Origin of the sequence: Corynebacterium sp. TAE3-ERU2 (genome assembly GCF_019209955.1) — a bacterium.
Lineage (GTDB): Bacteria > Actinomycetota > Actinomycetes > Mycobacteriales > Mycobacteriaceae > Corynebacterium > Corynebacterium megadyptis.
The window spans coordinates 71890-92043 of sequence record NZ_JAHUTL010000007.1 but is presented as its reverse complement, the minus strand read 5'-3'; the positions used below and the strand labels follow the sequence as shown (position 1 = coordinate 92043).

Here is a 20154-nt window from a genome sequence, read left to right as displayed (position 1 = left end):
AGCCCCGAGTGAGGGAGCCACCCCCAGCTATTTCCCCCATATAGGGGCAAGCTCGGAGGACTTATATACTCAATTCTATGACTATCGCACATATTGATTCTGGTTTCCGCCCTCCCGCAGGCGGTTTCAAGCCTGCACCCGTCAACCCCGTGGCGAACGAGTTTGATAATCCCGAATCGACCGGCAAGCCCAAGCCCTACGCTGCGGGCATTCCCGGTGTTGCGCACGCTATGCAGCACGCAGTACCGAACCGCGGGTTGCTGCCGCTGCTCACCATGAACAAGCCTGGCGGCGTGGACTGTCCCGGCTGTGCGTGGCCCGAGCCGCCGCAGCACGAGCTGGGCATTGTGGAATTCTGCGAAAACGGCGCCAAGGCTATCGCGGAAGAGACCACCCCGAACCGCGCCGATCGTGATTTCTGGGCCTCCGTCTCCGTGCCCGAGATGCGCGAGAAAACCGATTATTGGTTGGGCAAGCGCGGCCGCATCACCGAGCCGCTGCTCTACGATCGCTCCAGCGGCGATGAGCACTACCGCCCGATCTCCTGGGAGGATGCCTTCTCCCTCATTGCGGACAAGCTGAGCACCATTCACCCCGATGAGGCCGTGTTCTATACCTCCGGCCGCGCCTCGAATGAGTCGGCGTACATGATTCAGCTGCTGGCCCGCCGCTTCGGCACCAATAACCTGCCCGACTGCGCCAATATGTGCCACGACTCCACCGGTGCCGCCCTCGGCGAAACTCTCGGCCTGGGCAAGGGCTCCGTGGTGATTGAAGACTTCTCCCGCACCGACCTGATTATCTCGGTGGGACAAAACCCGGGCACCAACCACCCGCGCGCCCTCGGTTCCTTCTCCAAGTGCAAGGAAAACGGCGGTAAGATCCTCGCGATTAACCCCATGCCGGAGACCGGCCTCCGGGGCTTCCGCGATCCCCAGGAGCCCACTGCTCTGGTGGGCAAGCCCGCCAAGCTGGCCGATGAGTTCCTGCAGGTGCGCCTCGATGGCGACCGCGCCTTCTTCCAGGCCCTCAACAAGGAACTGATCCGTCGCGACGCCATCGATCATAAGTTCCTCGATCACTTCTGCTCCGGTGTGGAGGAGACGATCGAGCACCTCAACTCCCTCGACGATGCCGAGCTGCTGCGCGGCTGCGGGTTGAGCATGGCGGATATCAAGAAGGCCGCCGACATGGTGGAGGAAGCCCGCACCGTGGTGCTTACCTGGACCCTCGGCGTGACCCAGCACGAGAACGCTGTGTACACCATCCGCGAGATGGTGAACTTCCTGCTGCTGACCGGCAATATTGGCAAGCCGGGCGCCGGCACCGCGCCGCTGCGCGGCCACTCCAATGTGCAGGGCGACCGCACCATGGGCGTGTGGGAGAAGATCAAGGAGCCCTTCCGCCTCGCCCTCGAAGAGCGCTTCGGTTTCGACTGCCCCGCCGAGGACGGCTTGGGCACCGTGCCTTCGCTGCAGGCGATGCGCAGTGGCAAAACCAAGTTCTTCCTCTCCCTCGGCGGCAACCTGGTGCGCGTGGCTTCGGACACCTCGGTGGTGGAGCAGGCCATGGCCTCCAATGAGCTGACCGTGCACTTGTCCACCAAGCCCAATGGCTCCCACGCCTGGCCGGGCGAGAAGTCCCTCATCCTGCCGGTTCTGGCCCGCACCGATGTGGATAACAAGCCCTCCGGCCCGCAGAAGGTCACCGTGGAGGACTCCGCCGGTGCCGTGCACGCCTCTGAGGGGCACCGCACCGCCAACCACGATCTCTCGCTGCGCAGCGAAATCGAGATCCTGGGCACCATCGGCAAGATGGTGTGCGGCGACGAGTGGTGGCAGCCGATGATCGACGACTACTCGGTGATCCGCGATCACATCGCGGCCACCATCCCCGGCTTCGAGGACTACAACAAGCGCATCGAAAACCCGGGCGGGTTCATGCTGCCTAATGGTCCGCGCCAGCGCGAGTTCAACACCCACGACGGCAAGGCCCACCTCACCGTCAACGAGACCAATGTGATCGACCTGCGTGAGGGCGAGCTGCTGATGAATACTGTCCGCTCGCACGATCAATACAACTCCACCATCTATGGTCTGGACGATCGCTACCGCGGCATCAAGAATGGCCGCCGCGTGGTGTTCATGAACCCCGAGGACGCCCGCGAGCGCGGGGTCCGCGATGGCGACCTGGTGGATCTGGTCTCCCGCTACTCCGATAGCGAGCGCCGCGCCCCGAACTTCCGCATCGTGGAGTTCCCCGTGGCCAAGGACTGCGTGACCACCTACTTCCCCGAGGCGAATGTGCTGGTGCCGCTGGATTCCCGCGCCCACATCTCCCACACCCCGGTGTCCAAGTCCTGCCGCGTGTTCATCGAGCCGCTGGGAAGGAATGTCAATGACTAATTCCTCCCCCGCTAAGGGCAAGAAGGACGACCCGGAGAAGATGGCGGCCATGCAGCGCTGGCTCGATCAGGTGTGCTCCGAGCTGGGCGTGGATCGCGCCCTGGCCAGCGATAACACCGATCAGCTCCTGGGGCTTACTGGGCGTATCGCCCACGGCCCCAGCCGCCCCGGCGCGCCGCTGAGCTGTTTCCTGCTCGGCCTCGCCGTGGGGGCGGACACCGCTGGGGACAGCAGCGAGCTGGATCCCGAGCAGGTGCGCGCTGCGGTACGGGAGCGCGCCGAACGGCTCATCGGGTTGATCGAGGACTAAACCAGTCTGTAGTAGTGGGCAGGAGCGCAGCGTCGATAAGCGCCCTGCCCACTACCAGATAAGGTGGAAAGCACAGCTGTGGGCAGAATCATTGATAATCCCCGCATCACTCGGGTGGTGCTGCGCGACGATGAGATCTTTATGAACGAGCGCAGCGATGCGGTGGCGGTAGAAGAACCCCTCGAGCTGCGCGTCGGCGGGACCACCTACACCACCACCATGCGCACCGCCGGCAACGATATCGAGTGGATGCACGGCTTTCTCTACAGCGAAGGGCTCATTAGCAGCGCGGAGGATGTGAAGGAAGCCCGCTACTGCGCTGGGGCCACCGGAGAAGACGGCGCCAACACCTATAACGTGCTGGAGTGCTCCTTAAGCAGCGTGCTGCCGCTGCGGCCCCGGCTGGGCACCATGACCAGCGCCTGCGGGGTGTGCGGCACCAACTCCATTCAGGAGATCACCCGCGCCGCCCGCTATCCCATCACCCCCATCGCCCCGCACCCACGGCTTATCGCCGCGCTGCCGGAGGCGCTGCGCACCGAGCAAAAAGCCTTTGAGAAAACCGGGGGCATTCATGCCGCCGGGCTCTTCGCCCCCGATGGCACGCCGCTGTTTATCCGCGAGGACGTGGGCCGGCACAATGCCTGCGACAAGGTGATCGGGGCGGCGCTGCTGGCCGGCATGGAGTTTCCCCTCGCCGGGCACATCATGGTGATGAGTTCGCGTGCCTCCTTCGAGCTGGTACAAAAAACCGTGCTGGCTGGGTGCTCGGGACTAGTCGCGGTATCGGCCGCCACCAGTCTGGCGGTGGACCTCGCCCGCGCCACCGGGCTGCTGCTCGTGGGGTTTGACCGGGGCGATCGCTTCAACCTCTACTCCGGCGAGCTGGCCGCGGTGAACACAGAGAGCTAGCTGCTGACTCTGCTCTGACTCATATAAAAGCGCACTGCCTAGGGCGAAATGGAGTCAAGATGAGCACGGATTCTGCGGCGATAGATCAAGTACTCGATCACCTCTTGCGCTTCCAACGAGTGCCAGAAGCATTGCTCAATGCAGTGACGGATTCACAGCGGGTTCGAGTACGCGAGCTCGAGGAGATTATGGTTCGCAACCGTCAGTGGCGCACCACTTCCATGGAGATTCTCGGTGTATCCCAGATGCTCAACCGCAGCGAAGCCACTGAATCAGTATTTTCTAGCATCGTGCAAGAGGCTCGAGGCATCCTCAACGCGGACGTCGGCTACATCAGTCTCAATAATACGAAAACTTCCACCACGTCTATCCTCGTAACTTCGGGGGTGAACTCGGAGGAATTCCGCTCCATTAAGATGCCCATGGGTACCGGTGTACTCGGCCTAGTGGCCACCTCCAAAGGACCAGTGTGGACAAGCGACCATCTTCGAGATCCTGATGTCTCACACGTTCCAAGAGTGGATGCCGCCGTGCGAACTGAGGGTATTCGCGGGATACTTGGAGCTCCACTAGAGATCGGCGGAAGCACCATCGGTGCACTCATGGTTGCCGATCGCAATCCCCGCAGGTACACCCACGATGAAGTGAGTGCCCTTGAGCTGCTGGGATCCATCACCTCCGTGGCCCTGGAAAACACACAGCGACTGGAACAACATCACCGTTCTGTCACCGAATTGACCACCACCCAAGCAAGCCAGAGTGAACGCATCAGCGTGTTGCATCGACTCTCCGAGATCGACCACGATCTGCTTTCACTCCTAGAGCAACGTTTGCAGCGCACCTCCCGCAGCCCGCGACACCAGATCGCTAGAATCCTTAGCCGTCATCTGGAATGTGAAGCATGGACGTGGGCCATCGACGATACGGACGACAAAACAGTTGCTCTCTCACCTGAGCGAGCTGCCCTACAGCACCGTTGCGAAGCTACCACCGATGTGGTGGCCACGGACCAGTTCAGCGGCATGGCAGTGGTGTTTAACCAGCAGGTAGTGGGCGGTATCGGCATCGAAAAGGAAGCCAGCGAATTTGAACTAACCGCACTCACTCGCGCCGCCGCCGTATTCCGTGCTCTCAACGCATTCGAGGAGTCAGTCTTGGCTGCCACGACCCGCAAGGTTGACGACCTGATACACGCCGTGGCTCTCGGTACCGCAGGGCCAGAAGAGATCCGGCGTCTGCGCCTTTTCACTGGAGTCGATCTGGAACACCTCCAAGGGGTTAGCTTCGTGGTTATGCATGCGCCTCTCGGAAATAGCTCACGTCGCGAAATCAGCAATCTTCTCCCGGACACCACGGCGATCACTTGGCATGACGAGCACATGTGTGCACTACACCAGTCCGAACAACCGCTAGAGCTGAGCCTGCGAGAGTTGTGTGCCTACGCTTGCGAAAAGCGCATGGCGATTGCTGCCACCACGCTATCCGATCCCGATCAATACAACACTGCCCACGACCAAGCTTTGGAATATCTCGCAGCTGCAAAGGCTTTAGATATCTACGGCAAAATCGTAACTCCGACTAATCTCGGATCCCTCGGACTGGTTTTGGGAGCAAATCAGCACAGTATAGATGCTCTGCTCTCCTCTACAATCGCCCCCTTAATAGACTACGATCAGCTCAACTCGACCGAACTGGAAACCACCGCCTACACCTATATGGAGTGTGGACATTCGGTAACCGAGACCGCCCGCCAGTTGTTTATCCACCAGAACACAGCGCGACAACGACTCGAGCGAATTGGCAACCTGCTGGGCCCACACTGGAACGTGGGGGCCCTCAGCCTCGACATCCATCTGGCATTACGTATCCGACGACTGACTCACTAAGAAACGCAAGGTCTAGTGGCCCTAGGATTGACACACCTTCCCTTATGAATTTTAGGTTGGCCTTAGTGTAGCGACCTGCAGTCTAGGAATAGATATTTCTCCATTTGCCCCCTTTCGAAGTGGAGAAATATACACCTGTAACCCCTTTTTTTGTGACCTGCAGCTCAGTAGCGTGTAGCACACAGACAGCAGCTTTTGAGTGCAAGTCACAACCTAAGGAGTTGACATGGCATCTACACGTACGATTCGTGGCGCAATACTAGAGCGTTCAGGCGATCCTCGGCCGTATGCCGATTCCCGTCCCATCACTGTCGGAGAGCTGGAACTCACCGAGCCTGGACCAGACGAAGTACTAGTCAAGATCAATGCGGCAGGCCTCTGCCACTCCGATCTCTCGGTCGTCAATAACAACCGCCCTCGGCCGTTGCCCATGCTGCTCGGACACGAGTCGGCTGGTGTCATCGAAGCACTCGGCCCAAACGTAGAAGAGTTTGAAGTGGGCCAGCATGTAGTGATGACGTTTCTGCCGCGCTGCGGCGATTGTCCTGGTTGCGCTACTAATGGCATGATCCCCTGCGAAAAAGGTTCGAAGACCAACAATGAGGGAACCCTACTGGCTGGCACTCGCCACCTCACCCGCGGTGACGAGACCATCCAACACCACCTTGGTGTCTCCGGCTTCGCTACCCACGCAGTGGTCTCCACGAAGTCGATCGTTCCTATTGGCTCAGATGTGCCTGCTGATATCGCCGCTATCTTCGGCTGCGCAATTCTCACCGGTGGCGGCGCGATCCTCAACGAAATCAAACCCAGTCCCGATGACACCATTGCCGTAGTCGGACTAGGTGGCGTAGGAATGGCCGCTATCATCACTGCCGCTGCGGTGGGCGTCAAGGAAATCGTTGGTATTGATTTGCAGGAGTCTAAGCGCGAGAAAGCTCTAGAGCTCGGCGCTACCCACGCAATGACTCCAACAGAGGCCATCGAATCCGGTAAACGCTTCAGCGCCACCGTGGAGGCCGCTGGCCATCCAGCAGCGTTAAAAACGGCCTACGACATCACAAAGATGGGCGGACTCACTGTCACCGTAGGTCTGCCCCACCCCGAGGCGGACTTGGTGATTAATGCACTAAAAATCACCGCTGAGGCCCGTCGTATTCACGGCAGCTACCTCGGGTCCGCCGTACCGTCGAAGGACATTCCTCGATACGAGGAGCTCTGGCGTGCCGGCAAACTCAATGCTAAAGGCCTCATATCCTCTTACATCGGCTTAGAGGACATCAACAAAGGTATGGACGCTCTCGAAGACGGCGTGGCCCTACGCCAGATCATCATGTTCGATTAATCGTCAAAGGAAAGAACACGGTTTCAATGACTACTTCCATCCATGCCCTGCTGGATCGTGTCCCAACGCAACTACTCATCGGCGGAGAGTGGCGAGATGCTTCAAACGGTGGCACCTTCATCGTGGACAACCCTGCGACTGGTGACACTCTCGCCACCCTTGCCTCCGCCACCCAAGATGATGCCCATGATGCACTCGACGCTGCTTGCGCCGTAGCCGCCGAATGGGCCGCCACCTCTACGCGCGATCGCTCAGATGTTTTACGTCGCGCTTTCGACCTCATCACGGAGCGCGCCGAGGACTTCGCCACCCTAATAACTCTCGAGATGGGTAAGCCGTTGACCGAAGCGCGCGGAGAGGTTAATTACGGAAGCGAGTATCTCCGCTGGTTCTCCGAGGAGGCCGTACGCGACTACGGCCGCAGTTTTCCGTCTCCAGAGGGAACCCTAGAGATGATGACCCGCCGCAAGCCAGTGGGACCCTGCTTACTCATCACCCCCTGGAACTTCCCCTTAGCAATGGCATCACGGAAGGTAGCCCCAGCGGTGGCTGCCGGATGCACCATGGTGCTCAAGCCCGCTGCACTCGCACCTTTGACTAGCCAGTTTTTCGCACAGACGATGCTGGACGCAGGATTACCCGCCGGTGTACTCAACGTGGTCTCCTCGGCGACACCATCTGACATCTCAGAACCGATCATGAAAGACCCGCGCCTGCGCAAAATCTCTTTCACCGGGTCTACCTATGTGGGCAAAAAGCTGCTCGAGCTCGCATCCCAAAACGTGTTACGCACGTCCATGGAACTAGGTGGTAACGCCCCCTTCCTCGTATTCGAAGATGCAGATATCGACGCCGCGGTCAACGGTGCTATGCAGGCCAAGATGCGCAATATTGGCGAGGCATGTACCGCCGCCAATCGCTTCATCGTTCATGAGAGCGTGGCCGAGCAGTTTGGTGCCAAGCTTGCTACGTCAATGAGGCAACTCCGCGTGGGAAATGGACTCGCCGAAAAAACCACCTGCGGTCCTCTAATAAATTCCGCCGCAGTGGACTCTATGGCGGAGCTCGTACGGGATGCTTCCAACAAAGGTGCCCGCGTGCTCTGCGGCGGCACGCGCGGCGAAGGAGCTGGATATTTTTACAACCCTACTGTTCTCGTTGATGTCCCCCGTAGTGCTCGAGCCGCTCAAGAAGAGATTTTTGGCCCCGTCGCACCGATTATGACCTTCAGCAAAGAAGACGAGGCGCTGGAGATCGCGAATGATACCGAATACGGCCTAGCTTCCTATCTTTTCACCCAATCTATCGATCGGATTTGGCGAGTTTCTTCCGGTTTGGAGTTCGGCTTGCTCGGGATCAACGCCGGCATTATCTCCAACGCCGCTGCCCCCTTCGGGGGTGTGAAACAGTCCGGGATGGGACGCGAAGGGGGAGCCGAAGGACTCGACGAATACACCAGCCTGCAGTATGTCGGAATAAAAGTGGAGCGATAAACCATGAGCACTGAACACACTGAAAACAACGAAGGTATTGGCATCGAATCGCCACACTGGAAGGCTGGGCCCTTCCAAATCCGTCTACCCTTCGTCCACTATCGCATCGAATGGCCAGACTATGCCCAAGGGCTCTTCATGTGCGTAGTGGACCTAGGGGCAATCCCACTGATGACGCAGGCTTTAGGAATGCCCTTCGAGGTAGCTCTCGCCGTAGTGATGCTAAACGGCTTGTTCTACCTACTTCACCATATGCTCGGCGATCCAGTAGTTCCTGGCTGGATTACCCCAGCGATCCCACTGCTCATTCTTTACGTGGAGCAGTTCGAGGAAGGCCCCGAGAGAATCTGGGCCCTCATCGCATTTCAGTTCACACTGGGTATGTTCGCAATCATCTTAGGCGTAACGGGACTCGCTTCTCGGGTGGTGAAGGTAGTACCTTCCGGTTTGCGAGCAGGCATCGTTCTCGGTGCTGGCATCGCCGCGATCATCAGTGTTTTTAAGGAAGGCGGGCGCTTCCACGCTTTCCCCATCACTATAACCATCGCTGCTCTGATCGCCTTTTATCTGATGTATTCCCGTAGCTTCGCTGAACTACGTAAAAAAGCCGTGGGCTGGCGCTTCCTGGCTTCCCTGGGAATTCTGCCTTCGATTTTCGCCGCCGTGCTCGTCGCCCCTCTCGTTGGTGAAAGCGAGTGGCCGGAGATCGAATGGGGCTTCTCCAGTCCCGATTTCGGCACACTGTGGTCTGACTACACCATTTTCGGCCTTGGGTTTCCTCCACTCATGGTGTTTATTACCGCTATTCCGACGGTTCTGGCCGCCTACATCGTGGTATTCGGAGACGTCCTCCAAGCTGAGGCCGTGCTCAAAGAGGCTGACCACGTGCGCACCGATGAAGCTGTGGTGTACAACCCCAACCGCGCCCACTTACTCTTTGGTGGCCGCAACGCCGTAATGAGCGTGATCGGCCCCGATGTGGCCATGTGCGGACCGCTCTGGGCAGCCATGCATGTGGTGATCGTCGAGCGCTACAAACAGGGGAAACGAGCAATGCGGTCCATCTATGGTGGAGCTGGCTCTTTTCGCTGGGGCACCAACACCGGTTTGCTCTTAATGCCGATCGTCACTTTTGTGGAGCCAATCCTTGCGGTGGGCCTTGCACTCACCCTCATCATCCAAGGCTTCGTGTCGGTTCGTGTAGGAATCATGGAGGCTAGGAATCAAAAAGATCTTGGTATCGCGGGTGTAACTGCAGGCGTCCTCGCTACACAGGGAGCCGCATGGGGTTTCGTTGCTGGAATTCTCGCAGTTGCAGTAATTTACGGACGCGATTTCTTCAAGGACGAGCGAGACGGCACCATCCGTCACTTCGATGAGATCGATGAAAGCGAGGGTTTCGCCGACGCCAATGCAGACTTCGCGGAACTCGCCGAAATTAACGACGAGTCCCTGCACCTACCGCGGCGTGGACATAAACGAAACCAAGAGCAGAACGACGATGACTAAACCGCATCCGATGTCGCTCAACACTGGGGACTGAATTACTCCGTACTCGCGGGTACTGCTAGCCATCCTTCATACCGATGGAACAGACTTGCACCACTTTCTCTCCCGACATACTCCAGCACTATGTCCTCATTGCATCGCCGCCATTGACCTGAGTGACTCCACTTCAGCTCACTTAACTGTTCGTGTGCGGCGGTGGTAATGAGAGCCTCATCCCGCACACCCCTACCCCCGCTGCCCTCGCCGCTGGGCGCGGGGCACTACTCTATGTCATGGACGCTGGCACCGAGCGACGGCCGTATGGGATCTACGTATAAGGCTGTACGCTGCTGCAAGGCGACCGCCGCGAGCGGCCCGCCCACCCAGCACGGTGCCACCCACAAGGACGCTGCCCGCGGCTCTCTACCTCCGCCCTGTTTGTGTTTTCGGTCCTTCCAGGATCGCTAGGGCGCAGTACGCAGCGCCTCGGCGCTGCCGGCAACGCGATCGTGTCGTTGCGCCAGCGAGACATCGCGTCCACGAGGCGGCAGCCACCGCAGGGCCCCACGCCGCCGCAGGGCCTGTGCACACCAGCGGGCCCCGCGCCGCGCACGGGCAGGAAGCAGCACGCCCGTCCGGCCACAGCGTGAGATGAATGGGAAGGCACACGTCCTCGCCCCGCCACCGCGGCGGGGCCACCCGCGCCGCAGCAGTGCCGCGCGGAGAGAAGACACTGCCCGATAGTGCTTCATTATTGAATAAAGGAGAAGAAACGATGATTCGCCGCTCACTTGAAATCGCCATGGCCTTCATTGGCGTGCTGGTGGGAGCCAGTTTCGCCTCGGGCCGCGAGGCGCTGCAATACTATGTGGCCTTCGGTAACTGGGGCATCTTGGGGGCTGTTTTGGCTTCCTTGGCGATGATGATTGCCGGTGTCACCATTTTGCAGCTGGGCAGTTATCACCGCGCGAAGGAGCACACCAACGTCTTCGACGCGATCTCTGGCCCGGTCACCTCCAAGATCTTGGATGGTGCCACCATGATCACCCTGTTTTGTATCGGCTTCGCCATGTTCGCTGGCGCCGGCGCGAATCTCGAGCAGCAATTCGGCTGGCCGGTGTGGGTGGGCGCGATATCGATGCTCATTCTGGTGCTGCTCACAGGATTATTGGACGTGGATAAGGTGACCATCGTCATCGGCGCCATCACTCCCTTCATCATCGTGTTGATCAGTACCGCCACCCTGTGGACGATTTTCCACTCCAACCCGGACTTCTCGACGCTGCACGAGCAGGCCACCCAGATCCCCACCACGCTGCCCAATTGGTGGATTTCCGCACTCAATAACCTGGGCCTGCAGGTGATCGTGGTGGTGTCGATGGCCATCGTGATCGGCGGTAACTTCCTCGATTCCCGCGAGGTGGGTATCGGCGGCATCGTGGGCGGTTTCGTGTTCCTCTTCCTGCTGGCGGTGCTGGTGGGTTCGATGTACATGTCCGTGGACACCGTCATGGAAACGGACATGCCTACCCTGGCGATGATCAATGACATCCACCCGACGCTGGGCTTCATCATGACCTTCGCCATCTACGGCATGATCTACAACACGGCGATCAGCATGTTCTACGCCTTCGCCAAGCGCGTGACCAAGAACAAGCCGCAGAACTTCTACAAGGCCTATTGCATCGCCGTGCTCATCGGTTTCGTGCTCAGCTTCATCGGCTTCTCCAACCTGATCGGCTGGATTTACCCGATTCTGGGCTATATGGGCATCCTCATCATGATCATCATCGGCTGGGCTTGGTGGAAGCACCGCGGTGACCTCGAGTCGGAGACGGAGCTGCGCCGCCGCGCCCGCGAGCTGCTGGGCAAGCGGGTCACCTCCGATGAGAAGCTCACCCGCACCGAGGCCCGGGAGCTGCGCTCGATCGCCTATAACTCCAATATTCCGGAAAAGGAGTTCATCTCCGAGATCCTCACCGAGGTGGACATCGATTCCGATTCGGATGAGGCGGAGCAGATTATCGCCTCCAATACCCCGACTACACCCTCCTCCTAGCCCCTCTCCCCGCCTCGGCGGGGATTTTTTTCGCTTATCGACGCCATCCCGCAGCCACTGCATCCCGCTAGGCTAGAGGACATGAAAAATATTGTGATTACCGGTGCCAGTGATGGGGTGGGGGCAGCCACCGCCCGCCAGCTCGTAGAGCGTGGCCACCGGGTGCTGATCGTGGGCCGCAACGAGGAGAAAACAATCCGGCTGGCCACCCAGCTGGACTGCACCTACTTTTTGGCGGATTATCTTGAGCTCGACCAGGTGCGCCGCCTCGCCGCGGATATTGCCGGTCACTGGGACAGCATCGATGTGCTCATGAACAATGCGGGTGGCATGTTCCAGCACTATGGGCTCAGCGCCGATGGCTATGAGCGCACCTATCAGCTCAATCACCTCGCCCCCTTCCTGCTCACCAATCTCTTGGTGCCGCAGCTCGCGGCCGGGGAAGGACGGGTGGTGGGCACCTCCTCTATCGCCGCGCTCGTGGGCAAGGTGGATTTCTCTAACCTCATGCACACGGAGGACTACTCGTGGCGTAAGGCCTATCCAGATTCCAAGCTGGCCACTACCTTGTTCTGCGCCGAGATCAACAACCGCTTAGGCGATCGCGGCATCACTGGGCTGTCGCTCCACCCCGGTGTGGTGTCTACCTCCTTTGCCCGCGACGCCAGCAATCTCATGGGGGCGTTCTATAACAGTCGCCTCGCACCCAAGGTGATGGATACCCCAGAGACCTCGGCCACGCGCATGGTGTATCTCGCAGAAACGCCCTTCGGCGAGGGCGTAGAGCCTGGTGGCTACTATGTGCGCAATCGCCGCTTCCCGCTGCCGCCGAAGGGCCGGGATAGCCGGACCGCCGCCCGGCTGTGGGAGGATTCCGCCAAGAAGGTCGGGCTGGACTAGCGCGTTTTAGCGCAGGCGCAGCAGCCGCGAGATATGGCGGCGGTTGCGCGCCACCCAGCGATACACGATCCCCGCCCCAGGCAGCAGACACGCAAGCCCGAGGGTGCGGACACCGAGGCTGCGCCCGTGCTGGCGCAGGGCCATGCCAATAGCAGCGTTCCCGCGATAGAGCCGCAAGCCGGTGGTGTAGAGGGCGTGGTCGGTGATTTCCGCGCGCACGACCCGCGCCAGTCCCTCATCGCTAGGGGTGGCCGGCTCCACCGCGACCTGCGGGGCCAGCTGGGCGAGCTTGAGCGCGCAGGCCTGGCAAAAACCGCAGTCGCCGTCATAATAAAAAACCGGTTGTGCTCGCATTGGTATCTCCTACTGATCCTTTATTTGCACCCAACTGACGACAGCACCGAACTGACGTATCTCCCCGCCCGCGGTGCGCACCCGCAACGGGGCACCGGGGCTGCACTCGAGCACCTGCTCCCAGCGATAGCTGCGTGTTGAGCTCGTGCGCCGCCCGCGGCGAAACTCCACCAGCTCGCGGCCCAGCTGCAGCCGCACATCATCCTCCACATCGATGCACCAATAGCCCTCACCGCGCTCACTGCGGTGCAGGCCCTCGGGGCTGCGCTCGATGTCTGCGAGGCGCTCAATACGCTCAATCACACCCAAGCGGTGGCTCACGCCTTCGGTGTCGAGCAGCACGAGTGGCATGGACACCTCGGCGCGGCGCACCTCGGAGAGCGTCCACACCGATGGCCGCAGCGGGGTGCGCGAGGTGGTGTCGGCGTGTCCCGGGCCGGCAGCGGAGCGTCGAGAAGCGCGCCCGGAGCTCTGCCGTTGCCAGCTGACTACTGTCGTGCCCCGCAGTGTCAGCAGCCGCGGGTGGTCGGCGAAGCGCAGCACAAAGCGATCGGTGGCCGCGAGCGTCGAGGGCAGCGCGGACAGGCGCGAGCCGCGTACCGCCCGCAGCGCCTGCACCACTTCCTCATCGGTGCTCGTGGCGCTGACACCATGGGTGTTTAAGCCCAGCAGCAGGTGGGCGAAAGGCATCTCCGGCTGGGCCTCCCAAGTGCGGCGCAGCTCCTCGAGGATGATCGGGATACGCGTGGGATCGCGGTCCACAGCCCCTCCTTTCGCTCCCCGCGGCGTCGGAGCTCACTACCCCGAGACGGCACCGCTGGTCTGGACACGAGCATAGCCCCGACGCGACACGGAGTCCGTGCCGGGGCGGGCAGCAAGCGAGAGCACCCTAGGTGCCACCTACCTTAGATGTTCTCTGCTATTAGCTAGAGAAATAATGGGGACACCCTTGACCTCGCTGGGGGTTATCCCTCGACGCTCACCGAGCCATCGTCATGGACATGCACTGTCGCGGCGGCGGCCCGGGCAAGGTTGAGGCGTTGCCAGGACCCGGCGGCGGACTGATCATCCAGCGGGGCACCGGCAGCAGCGGCAGTCTGGCGCAGCACCTCGGCGCGCTGCTGCCAGGTGAGCTCGGGGAATATGGAACTCAGCAGTACCGGTGCGGCCGCGGGAACGATCATTGGGGCCGTGGTGGTGGCCACGGGTGCGAAACCATAGTCGAGGCGCTCAGTATAGGTATCTACCACCGCCGCGCTGGGGGCGAGGTCCGCAGCGCATGCGGAGAGGCTGGACTGGCAGCGCCACTCCAGCTCCGCCCGCAATTCCGCGGCGGCCGCATCGAGGGCTGCGCGCATGCGTGGATCATTGAGCCGGTCCGCAGCCGCGGCCGTGCCGGTGATGCGCCCGCCGATCACGTCGAGGGGATAGTGCACCCCGAGCACCACGCGGTGATAGCCGGATTCGGTACCGCGGGCGATGAGCTGCGGGGCAAATTCGGGCAGCATATAGGCCAGCAGAGTAGTGGTCCACGTGGCCTGGTTGGTGTGCCCCGAGGGGAAGGATTTACTGTCTTTATAGAGGTTCTCGCCCTCGGGGTTGTAGCGGTTGATCCGCTCGGGAGCCACTTTAAAGGGGCGGTCATAGCCGAAGGCTGCCTTCTCGGCGAAGGTGGAGCTAGCGGGGCCGCCGGCGCGAGCCAGCCAGCCGCGCCCGAGGAGCATCTCCGTTTTAGGTAGCCGGCCCGCCGCGAGTGCCTCGCGCACATGCTGGGCAAGCGTCGGCCCGAGCGCATCCGTGACCACCGGCAGCAGTCCCCTTTTATCAGCGAGCGCCCCTTCTTGGGCGGCGGCGATGAGCTCGGGGTTATCGGCGGCGGCGTTATTGATGGCGATGGTGCGCGCGAGGTTGTCCTGCATCACCTCGGGGTGGTTGCGCTCGAGATCCCAGAATCCCGCGACTGGCTGCAGGTACACCCCACCGGGATAGGAACTGATATCGGAGATATATCCCACGTAGTCGCTGGCCGCGAAGGGCTGCGGGCTCGGCTCAGCTACCTCCGCCTGGGCGAGCGGGGCGGCAATCATCATGACGCTTCCGAGGGCGGCGGCGAGGCTAAGGGCACGACCCCGACGAGGATGGACCATGAGTGTTTTTCTCCTTAGAACATTTCAGTGTGGCCGCGCCACCCACACGGGGGCGCGGAGGTATGTGCTGGTGCTCTCGCTTAGGCGAGGGCGTGGGGATGGGGCTGGGCCCCTGGGTTGCCCGCATAGGTGCGGTAGCTCATCTCTACCCAGAGCGGTGCGTCCGGCTCGAGCACGCTATCGCCTAGGACCCAGTCGGCGTGGGCATAGTCCGGGGTGATCTCTACGGCCATATAGCCGTGCCGGGAGAAGTCGATGTGCTTAAACCAGGGATTAATCACGGTGAGCGTGGTTTCCCCGGCGCGCATCATGTTCTTCACTACCTCGTGCTGCGGGATCTTCTGACTCACTGTGTCATAGGCGCCAGCCGCGCTGATAGAGGTGGTGACGAATTCCGTCGCCGCCGCACGGCGGTTGCCATCGCGGTAGCCTTGGGGATCCAGCGGCACATCATTGGCCCAGCTGCTGTGGATGTCTCCGGTAAGAAAGACCACGTTGCGGCCGCCCGCGCCGACGATGCTATCGACAATGCGCTGCCGCTCCGCCATGAAGCCGTCCCATTGGTCAGTATTGAGCGCCACGCCCTCTTCGGGCAGCCCCACCTGCTTTTGCAGGAAGGAGCGCAGCAGGGGATCGAGCCCGGTGGGCAGCGTCATGGGGGCGATCATCACCTCATTGCCCACCACCTGCCAGCGGGCGGTGGAATTGGCCAGCTGCTCGCTAAACCACTCGAACTGCTCTCGTCCCAACATGGAGCGTTCGGAATCATTCGCATGGGCCCAGAAGAGAGGGTCGCTGCGATCCTTATTGTCTCCAGAGTGCACCAGCGCGGCGTCGCGAAAGGTGCGCAGGTCCGGAACGATGAGGTCGAAAAGACTGCCATAGGAGAAACTGCGGTAGATCGTCTCGCGGCCGTCGTGGGTGCGCACCGGCATCCACTCGTAATAGGCCTGCATGCCGTTGCGGCGCAGCTGCTGATACTCCTCGCCGAACTCCGGCGCGCCGCCGCCCTGGCCATCCTTATAGGCATTATCGGCGAACTCGTGATCGTCCCAGATGCAGATCATGGGCAGCCGAGCGTGCACGGCCGCGAGATCGGGGTCCTTTTTATAGTGCCCCTGCCGAATGCGGAAATCCTGCAGGCTGGTGGTGCGGTGCGGCGGCTGTACGCGGCGCACCACGGTATCGAAGGCGCCGGTGTAGCCGCCGGTTTCATACTCATAGGTGTAGTCACCTAAATGCAGCACAAATTCGAGGTCAGTGCGCTCGGCGATGTGCCGGTAGCCGCGGAAATAGCCGGCCTCGTAGTTGGAGCAGGAACACACCGCGAAGCGCACGGGATCCATCGCCCCTGCTGCGGGCGCTGTGCGGGTGCGGCCGATGGGAGAATGCGCCTCACGGTAGGCGAAACGATAGTAGTACTCGGTGGCTGGGTGTAGACCAGAGACGTCGACCGAGATGGTGTGGTCTCGCTCCGCGCTGGTGTGGGCCACGCCGGTGGCGACGATGTGGCGAAAAGCCTCATCGCTGGCCACCTCCCAGGACACCTCGGCGGCAGGCCCTAGCCCTGAGCCAGGCAGGGACTCGGCGGTGGGGGTCAGCCGCGTCCAGATGATGACCGCATGGGGCAGCGGATCACCGGAGGCGACTGAGTGCTGAAAATAGCCCTCGGGCGGGGCGGGTTCGCTCGCCACAGCGCGGCTGCGGGGCGCCACCGCAGCAAGGCCCGTGGCGGAGGTTAATGCGAGAAAGTGTCGGCGTTTCACTCGGGTGAGGCTAACAGGACCATTCCCGCACTGAGCTGGGTTTTCACCGTATTCTCTTATGTTCCTCCAAGGTTTTACGCCGCGTTAACCTTCCTTAAACTCACCGTTACGCAGCGGGGGTGAATTCCGGCTAGCGCCGCCACTGCCCCACCGGCCAGGGCTGCGCTTCTTCTTGCAGCTCCGCCAGGGTCACGCTCAGGCGCGGGATGCTCAGCTCCGCTACCGAATCCGCGCGCACCGCCTGGCGCCGCACGCTGTGATCATGCAGATGCAGCGCCACCACCTCGCCCAAGCCCCATTCCGCCGCGGGGGCCCACGCCTCCTCGGAGCCGTTGATGAGCACCAGGGCGGCGTGCTCGCCGAAGGCGCCGCGAACCACATAGGCCAGACGCTCCTCGCCGCAGTGCAGCACCGTGGTGCGGGCCGCGATCTGGGCATAGTCGCTTTCTCGTAGCCAGGAGTGCTCCCGCCGCAACCGCAGCATATCTCGCACAACATGCCCCATATTCGGGAAGCCAGCGGCGCGGTCATAGTCGAAGACGTTGATCGTATCCGGGGATTTATAGGAGTTCTCCACCCCGTGCTTGGTGCGGCAGAATTCCTGCCCGGCATGCAGGAACATCACCCCGCGGGAGAGCAGCTGAATCTCGGTGGCGAGGGCATGCCGCCGAGCCGGATCACTGACCCCAGTGGCCAGGAGTTTGTCATACATGGTGAGGTTGTCGTGCGCCTCGTTGTACACCACCGATTGGGCCGCGCTGAGATAGGTGCGGGTGGTGCGGGCACCCAGGTGGGCGTCGATAAGCGTCTGTCCCCCGCCGCCACCGGAGATGAATCCACGAGAGTCCGCGTGAAACACCCCGCCTTTGATCACATCGCGGAAGGTGTCATTGAACATCGCCACCCGCGGCAGCAGCCGCGCGTTATGTTGATTCGCGCCGAGCGACTCGGGCGGATGATTGCCCATCTCCCAGCCCTCCCCCAGCAGCACGATGCCGGGATCGATCGCATCCAGTGCGGCGCGCACCGCCCTGATGGTGGCGACATCGTGCAGCCCCATCAGATCCAGCCGGAAACCGTCGACGCCATAGGTGCTGGCCCAATAGCACAAGGAATCCACAATATAGCGGCGCATCATGGATCGCTCCGAGGCCGTCTCATTGCCGCAGAAGGACCCATCGCTCAGCTGCCCCTCGGCGTCCGTGCGGAAGAAGTAGCCGGGAACCGTGCGCTGCAAAGGATGCTGTGTCGCATCGTAGACGTGGTTGTACACCACATCCATCACTACCCGCAGGCCACGGGCGTGCAGGGCGTCCACGAGTGCACGGAATTCGCTTATCCTGGCCGCGGGGTCAGTGGGATCGGTGGAATAACTGCCCTCGGGGACGTTATAGTGCGCCGGATCGTAGCCCCAGTTGTATTGGGCATTGAAACCGAGGTCAGCAGTTTCATCAACGGTAGCGAAATCGCTCACCGGCAGGAGCTGAATGTGCGTCACCCCGAGCGAGCAGAGATAATCCAGGCCCGAAGGATAACCGGCCGCGGTGCGGGTGCCTTCCTCTGTCAGGCCCAAGAACTTTCCCTTGTGGGTGATGCCGTTATCCTCGCCGATCGTGAGATCCCGAATATGTGCTTCGTAAATCACCGCATCCTCGAGCGCCCCGAAGGAGGGAGCCCGCTGCACCGCGGGCAGCAGATGGGCCGGATCCAGCACGACACCGCGCACCCCATTGGCCGTGACCGCGGTGGCATAGGGGTCCACCGCGGTGGTGCTGTAATCGGCGAACTCCAGCACATAGTGGTAGTCCCAGCCCCACACATCGCTATCTACCCGGCAGTGCCAGCTACCGTGTGCACCGCGTTTCAGGGCATAGACTGCCGGTTCGGCCGCGGCCACACGCGCAGCCGAGGACGCACTCGCCGCCGGGCGGCGGAGCGGCTGCTGCGGCGGCGCCAGCTGCAGACTCACCGAACGCGCGGTCGGTGCCCAGAGATAAAAATCCGCCCCCGCGTGCGGATCATGCCGGTCACACACCACCCCCAAGGGGCCGGAGTAATAGGGATAGCGCTGCGAGTGCGCGCCAGGGTGGGCGAGTGAGCGGGCGGGCAGATCCTCGTCGGACACGGTGGCGGTGGTCCCCTTCCTTGCATCGCTTAACGACGCGAGCTTCCCCGCGCACGTAGGCACAGTGTGTATGCTACCGCCGCATCGATAGCGATTAATCATCGCATCCCCGTTGGCGGCGGATCGTTAAGCTGAAGGTATGACGTATCAAAGGACCAAAGATATTCCCGCCATCGGGCTGTCCACGGGAGCCCTGAGTGTCACTGCCGGTGTGCTCTTTTTAGCGATTATGGCCCTCAAGGAGGGTTACTCGGATGGCTCGGCGGTGCTCTGTGTGCTCTGCGGGCTGGCGATGGTTATTCACGCCGCGCTGGTCCCCACCTTCCCGCCGCTCGCCCGTTTCTCGCTCTTCGTCGCAGCGGGCATCACCATCGTGGCCACCGAACGCATCTACGACGTCTGGATAGGCATACTGGTAGCCGCCTTGGCCTGCGGCGGCTCGCTGCTCGGCACGTGGGCGGAGCTCTGGGGGCCAGGAGCCACCCGCAGCACAGGACGGCGAGCTCCCCGCGGCGGGCTGCTGCACCCCTCCCCCACGCCTGCGCCACCCATCGCCTATTTCCTCATGATGGGCTACGTCGCACTCGCCGCCTTGGGCATGCTCGCTTTCACCCTTCCCATCACAATCCTGCTGCTCGTTCTCGGGGCCGGATTTGTGGCCGCGGTGTGCTATTACCGCTGGAACTTCACCCAGCGCGTGGCACTGAGCATCGCCGCGCTCGGCACCATCAGCACCTGGATTGGCGCACTGCTTATCATCAGTAAAAACGTGGTGGGCGCGATCTATATCTGGCCCATCCTGGCCCTGCCCGTCTCTCTCATCGCCATGGCGCTGGTCTTTAATACCCGCCCCCAGCCACAGCCATAACGACGATAGACAGAGACAAAACCCGCCCCTTCCCCGGAACGGATCCGGAAAGAAGGGGCGGGTTTCTAGTCTTGAGACAGATGCCCAGCGCTGCCT

Annotated in this window: 15 protein-coding genes; 10 read left to right on the top strand and 5 right to left on the bottom strand. The window is 61.5% G+C overall.

What is annotated here, in order from left to right; genetic code table 11:
• Positions 1-77 precede the first annotated feature (77 nt).
• From KRX12_RS10335 to KRX12_RS10295, 9 genes are all read left to right on the top strand, one after another.
• Positions 78-2405, top strand: coding sequence for an FdhF/YdeP family oxidoreductase (locus KRX12_RS10335; protein ID WP_218366576.1), 2328 nt, complete (start codon positions 78-80; stop codon positions 2403-2405).
• On the top strand, positions 2398-2715 hold the full coding sequence (locus KRX12_RS10330) for a DUF6457 domain-containing protein (RefSeq protein WP_255549173.1): 318 nt from the start codon (positions 2398-2400) through the stop codon (positions 2713-2715). Before KRX12_RS10335 ends, KRX12_RS10330 begins: the two co-directional genes overlap by 8 nt.
• Positions 2716-2793: 78 nt before the next feature.
• Positions 2794-3627, top strand: a complete 834-nt coding sequence (gene fdhD, locus KRX12_RS10325) for a formate dehydrogenase accessory sulfurtransferase FdhD (protein WP_218364499.1) — start codon at positions 2794-2796, stop codon at positions 3625-3627.
• Positions 3628-3686: 59 nt separating this feature from the next.
• Positions 3687-5513 (top strand): GAF domain-containing protein, encoded by a 1827-nt coding sequence (locus tag KRX12_RS10320; protein ID WP_218366575.1) that lies wholly within the window; start codon positions 3687-3689, stop codon positions 5511-5513.
• A gap of 226 nt (positions 5514-5739) precedes the next feature.
• A complete protein-coding gene (locus KRX12_RS10315; protein WP_218366574.1) occupies positions 5740-6858 on the top strand; it encodes an alcohol dehydrogenase catalytic domain-containing protein in 1119 nt (372 codons plus the stop codon).
• A gap of 26 nt (positions 6859-6884) precedes the next feature.
• Positions 6885-8351 carry an NAD-dependent succinate-semialdehyde dehydrogenase gene (locus tag KRX12_RS10310; RefSeq protein WP_218366573.1) on the top strand — a complete coding sequence of 489 codons (1467 nt, stop codon included), beginning with the start codon at positions 6885-6887 and terminating at the stop codon, positions 8349-8351.
• 3 nt (positions 8352-8354) lie between these two features.
• On the top strand, positions 8355-9860 hold the full coding sequence (locus KRX12_RS10305) for a hypothetical protein (RefSeq protein WP_218366572.1): 1506 nt from the start codon (positions 8355-8357) through the stop codon (positions 9858-9860).
• A gap of 754 nt (positions 9861-10614) precedes the next feature.
• On the top strand, positions 10615-11898 hold the full coding sequence (locus KRX12_RS10300; protein ID WP_218366571.1) for a hypothetical protein: 1284 nt from the start codon (positions 10615-10617) through the stop codon (positions 11896-11898).
• Between the two features lie 81 nt (positions 11899-11979).
• On the top strand, positions 11980-12798 hold the full coding sequence (locus KRX12_RS10295; protein WP_218366570.1) for an SDR family NAD(P)-dependent oxidoreductase: 819 nt from the start codon (positions 11980-11982) through the stop codon (positions 12796-12798).
• 6 nt (positions 12799-12804) lie between these two features.
• Here KRX12_RS10295 and KRX12_RS10290 read toward each other — a convergent pair whose 3' ends face one another.
• The 5 genes from KRX12_RS10290 to pulA all read right to left on the bottom strand — a co-directional run bounded on the left by KRX12_RS10290 (position 12805) and on the right by pulA (position 19190).
• On the bottom strand, positions 12805-13152 hold the full coding sequence (locus tag KRX12_RS10290) for a DCC1-like thiol-disulfide oxidoreductase family protein (RefSeq protein WP_218366569.1): 348 nt from the start codon (positions 13150-13152) through the stop codon (positions 12805-12807).
• A gap of 9 nt (positions 13153-13161) precedes the next feature.
• Complete coding sequence (locus KRX12_RS10285; protein ID WP_218366568.1) at positions 13162-13914, bottom strand: hypothetical protein; 753 nt, start codon at positions 13912-13914, stop codon at positions 13162-13164.
• A gap of 203 nt (positions 13915-14117) precedes the next feature.
• On the bottom strand, positions 14118-15239 hold the full coding sequence (locus tag KRX12_RS10280; protein ID WP_218366626.1) for a phosphatase PAP2 family protein: 1122 nt from the start codon (positions 15237-15239) through the stop codon (positions 14118-14120).
• A gap of 140 nt (positions 15240-15379) precedes the next feature.
• A complete protein-coding gene (locus KRX12_RS10275) occupies positions 15380-17065 on the bottom strand; it encodes an alkaline phosphatase D family protein (RefSeq protein WP_218366567.1) in 1686 nt (561 codons plus the stop codon).
• A gap of 130 nt (positions 17066-17195) precedes the next feature.
• Complete coding sequence (pulA, locus tag KRX12_RS10270; protein ID WP_218366566.1) at positions 17196-19190, bottom strand: type I pullulanase; 1995 nt, start codon at positions 19188-19190, stop codon at positions 17196-17198.
• 139 nt (positions 19191-19329) lie between these two features.
• On the opposite strand from pulA, the gene KRX12_RS10265 reads away from it, so the two are divergent.
• Complete coding sequence (locus KRX12_RS10265) at positions 19330-20058, top strand: hypothetical protein (RefSeq protein WP_218366565.1); 729 nt, start codon at positions 19330-19332, stop codon at positions 20056-20058.
• Positions 20059-20154 lie beyond the last annotated feature (96 nt).

Coding starts and splice junctions, on each gene's coding strand:
- KRX12_RS10305 (WP_218366572.1), top strand. CDS start 8,355: ATGAGCACTGAACACACTGAAAACAACGAAGGTATTGGCATCGAATCG.
- KRX12_RS10300 (WP_218366571.1), top strand. CDS start 10,615: ATGATTCGCCGCTCACTTGAAATCGCCATGGCCTTCATTGGCGTGCTG.
- KRX12_RS10290 (WP_218366569.1), bottom strand. CDS start 13,152: ATGCGAGCACAACCGGTTTTTTATTATGACGGCGACTGCGGTTTTTGC.
- KRX12_RS10295 (WP_218366570.1), top strand. CDS start 11,980: ATGAAAAATATTGTGATTACCGGTGCCAGTGATGGGGTGGGGGCAGCC.
- KRX12_RS10335 (WP_218366576.1), top strand. CDS start 78: ATGACTATCGCACATATTGATTCTGGTTTCCGCCCTCCCGCAGGCGGT.
- KRX12_RS10280 (WP_218366626.1), bottom strand. CDS start 15,239: ATGATTGCCGCCCCGCTCGCCCAGGCGGAGGTAGCTGAGCCGAGCCCG.
- KRX12_RS10330 (WP_255549173.1), top strand. CDS start 2,398: ATGACTAATTCCTCCCCCGCTAAGGGCAAGAAGGACGACCCGGAGAAG.
- KRX12_RS10265 (WP_218366565.1), top strand. CDS start 19,330: ATGACGTATCAAAGGACCAAAGATATTCCCGCCATCGGGCTGTCCACG.
- KRX12_RS10315 (WP_218366574.1), top strand. CDS start 5,740: ATGGCATCTACACGTACGATTCGTGGCGCAATACTAGAGCGTTCAGGC.
- KRX12_RS10320 (WP_218366575.1), top strand. CDS start 3,687: ATGAGCACGGATTCTGCGGCGATAGATCAAGTACTCGATCACCTCTTG.
- KRX12_RS10310 (WP_218366573.1), top strand. CDS start 6,885: ATGACTACTTCCATCCATGCCCTGCTGGATCGTGTCCCAACGCAACTA.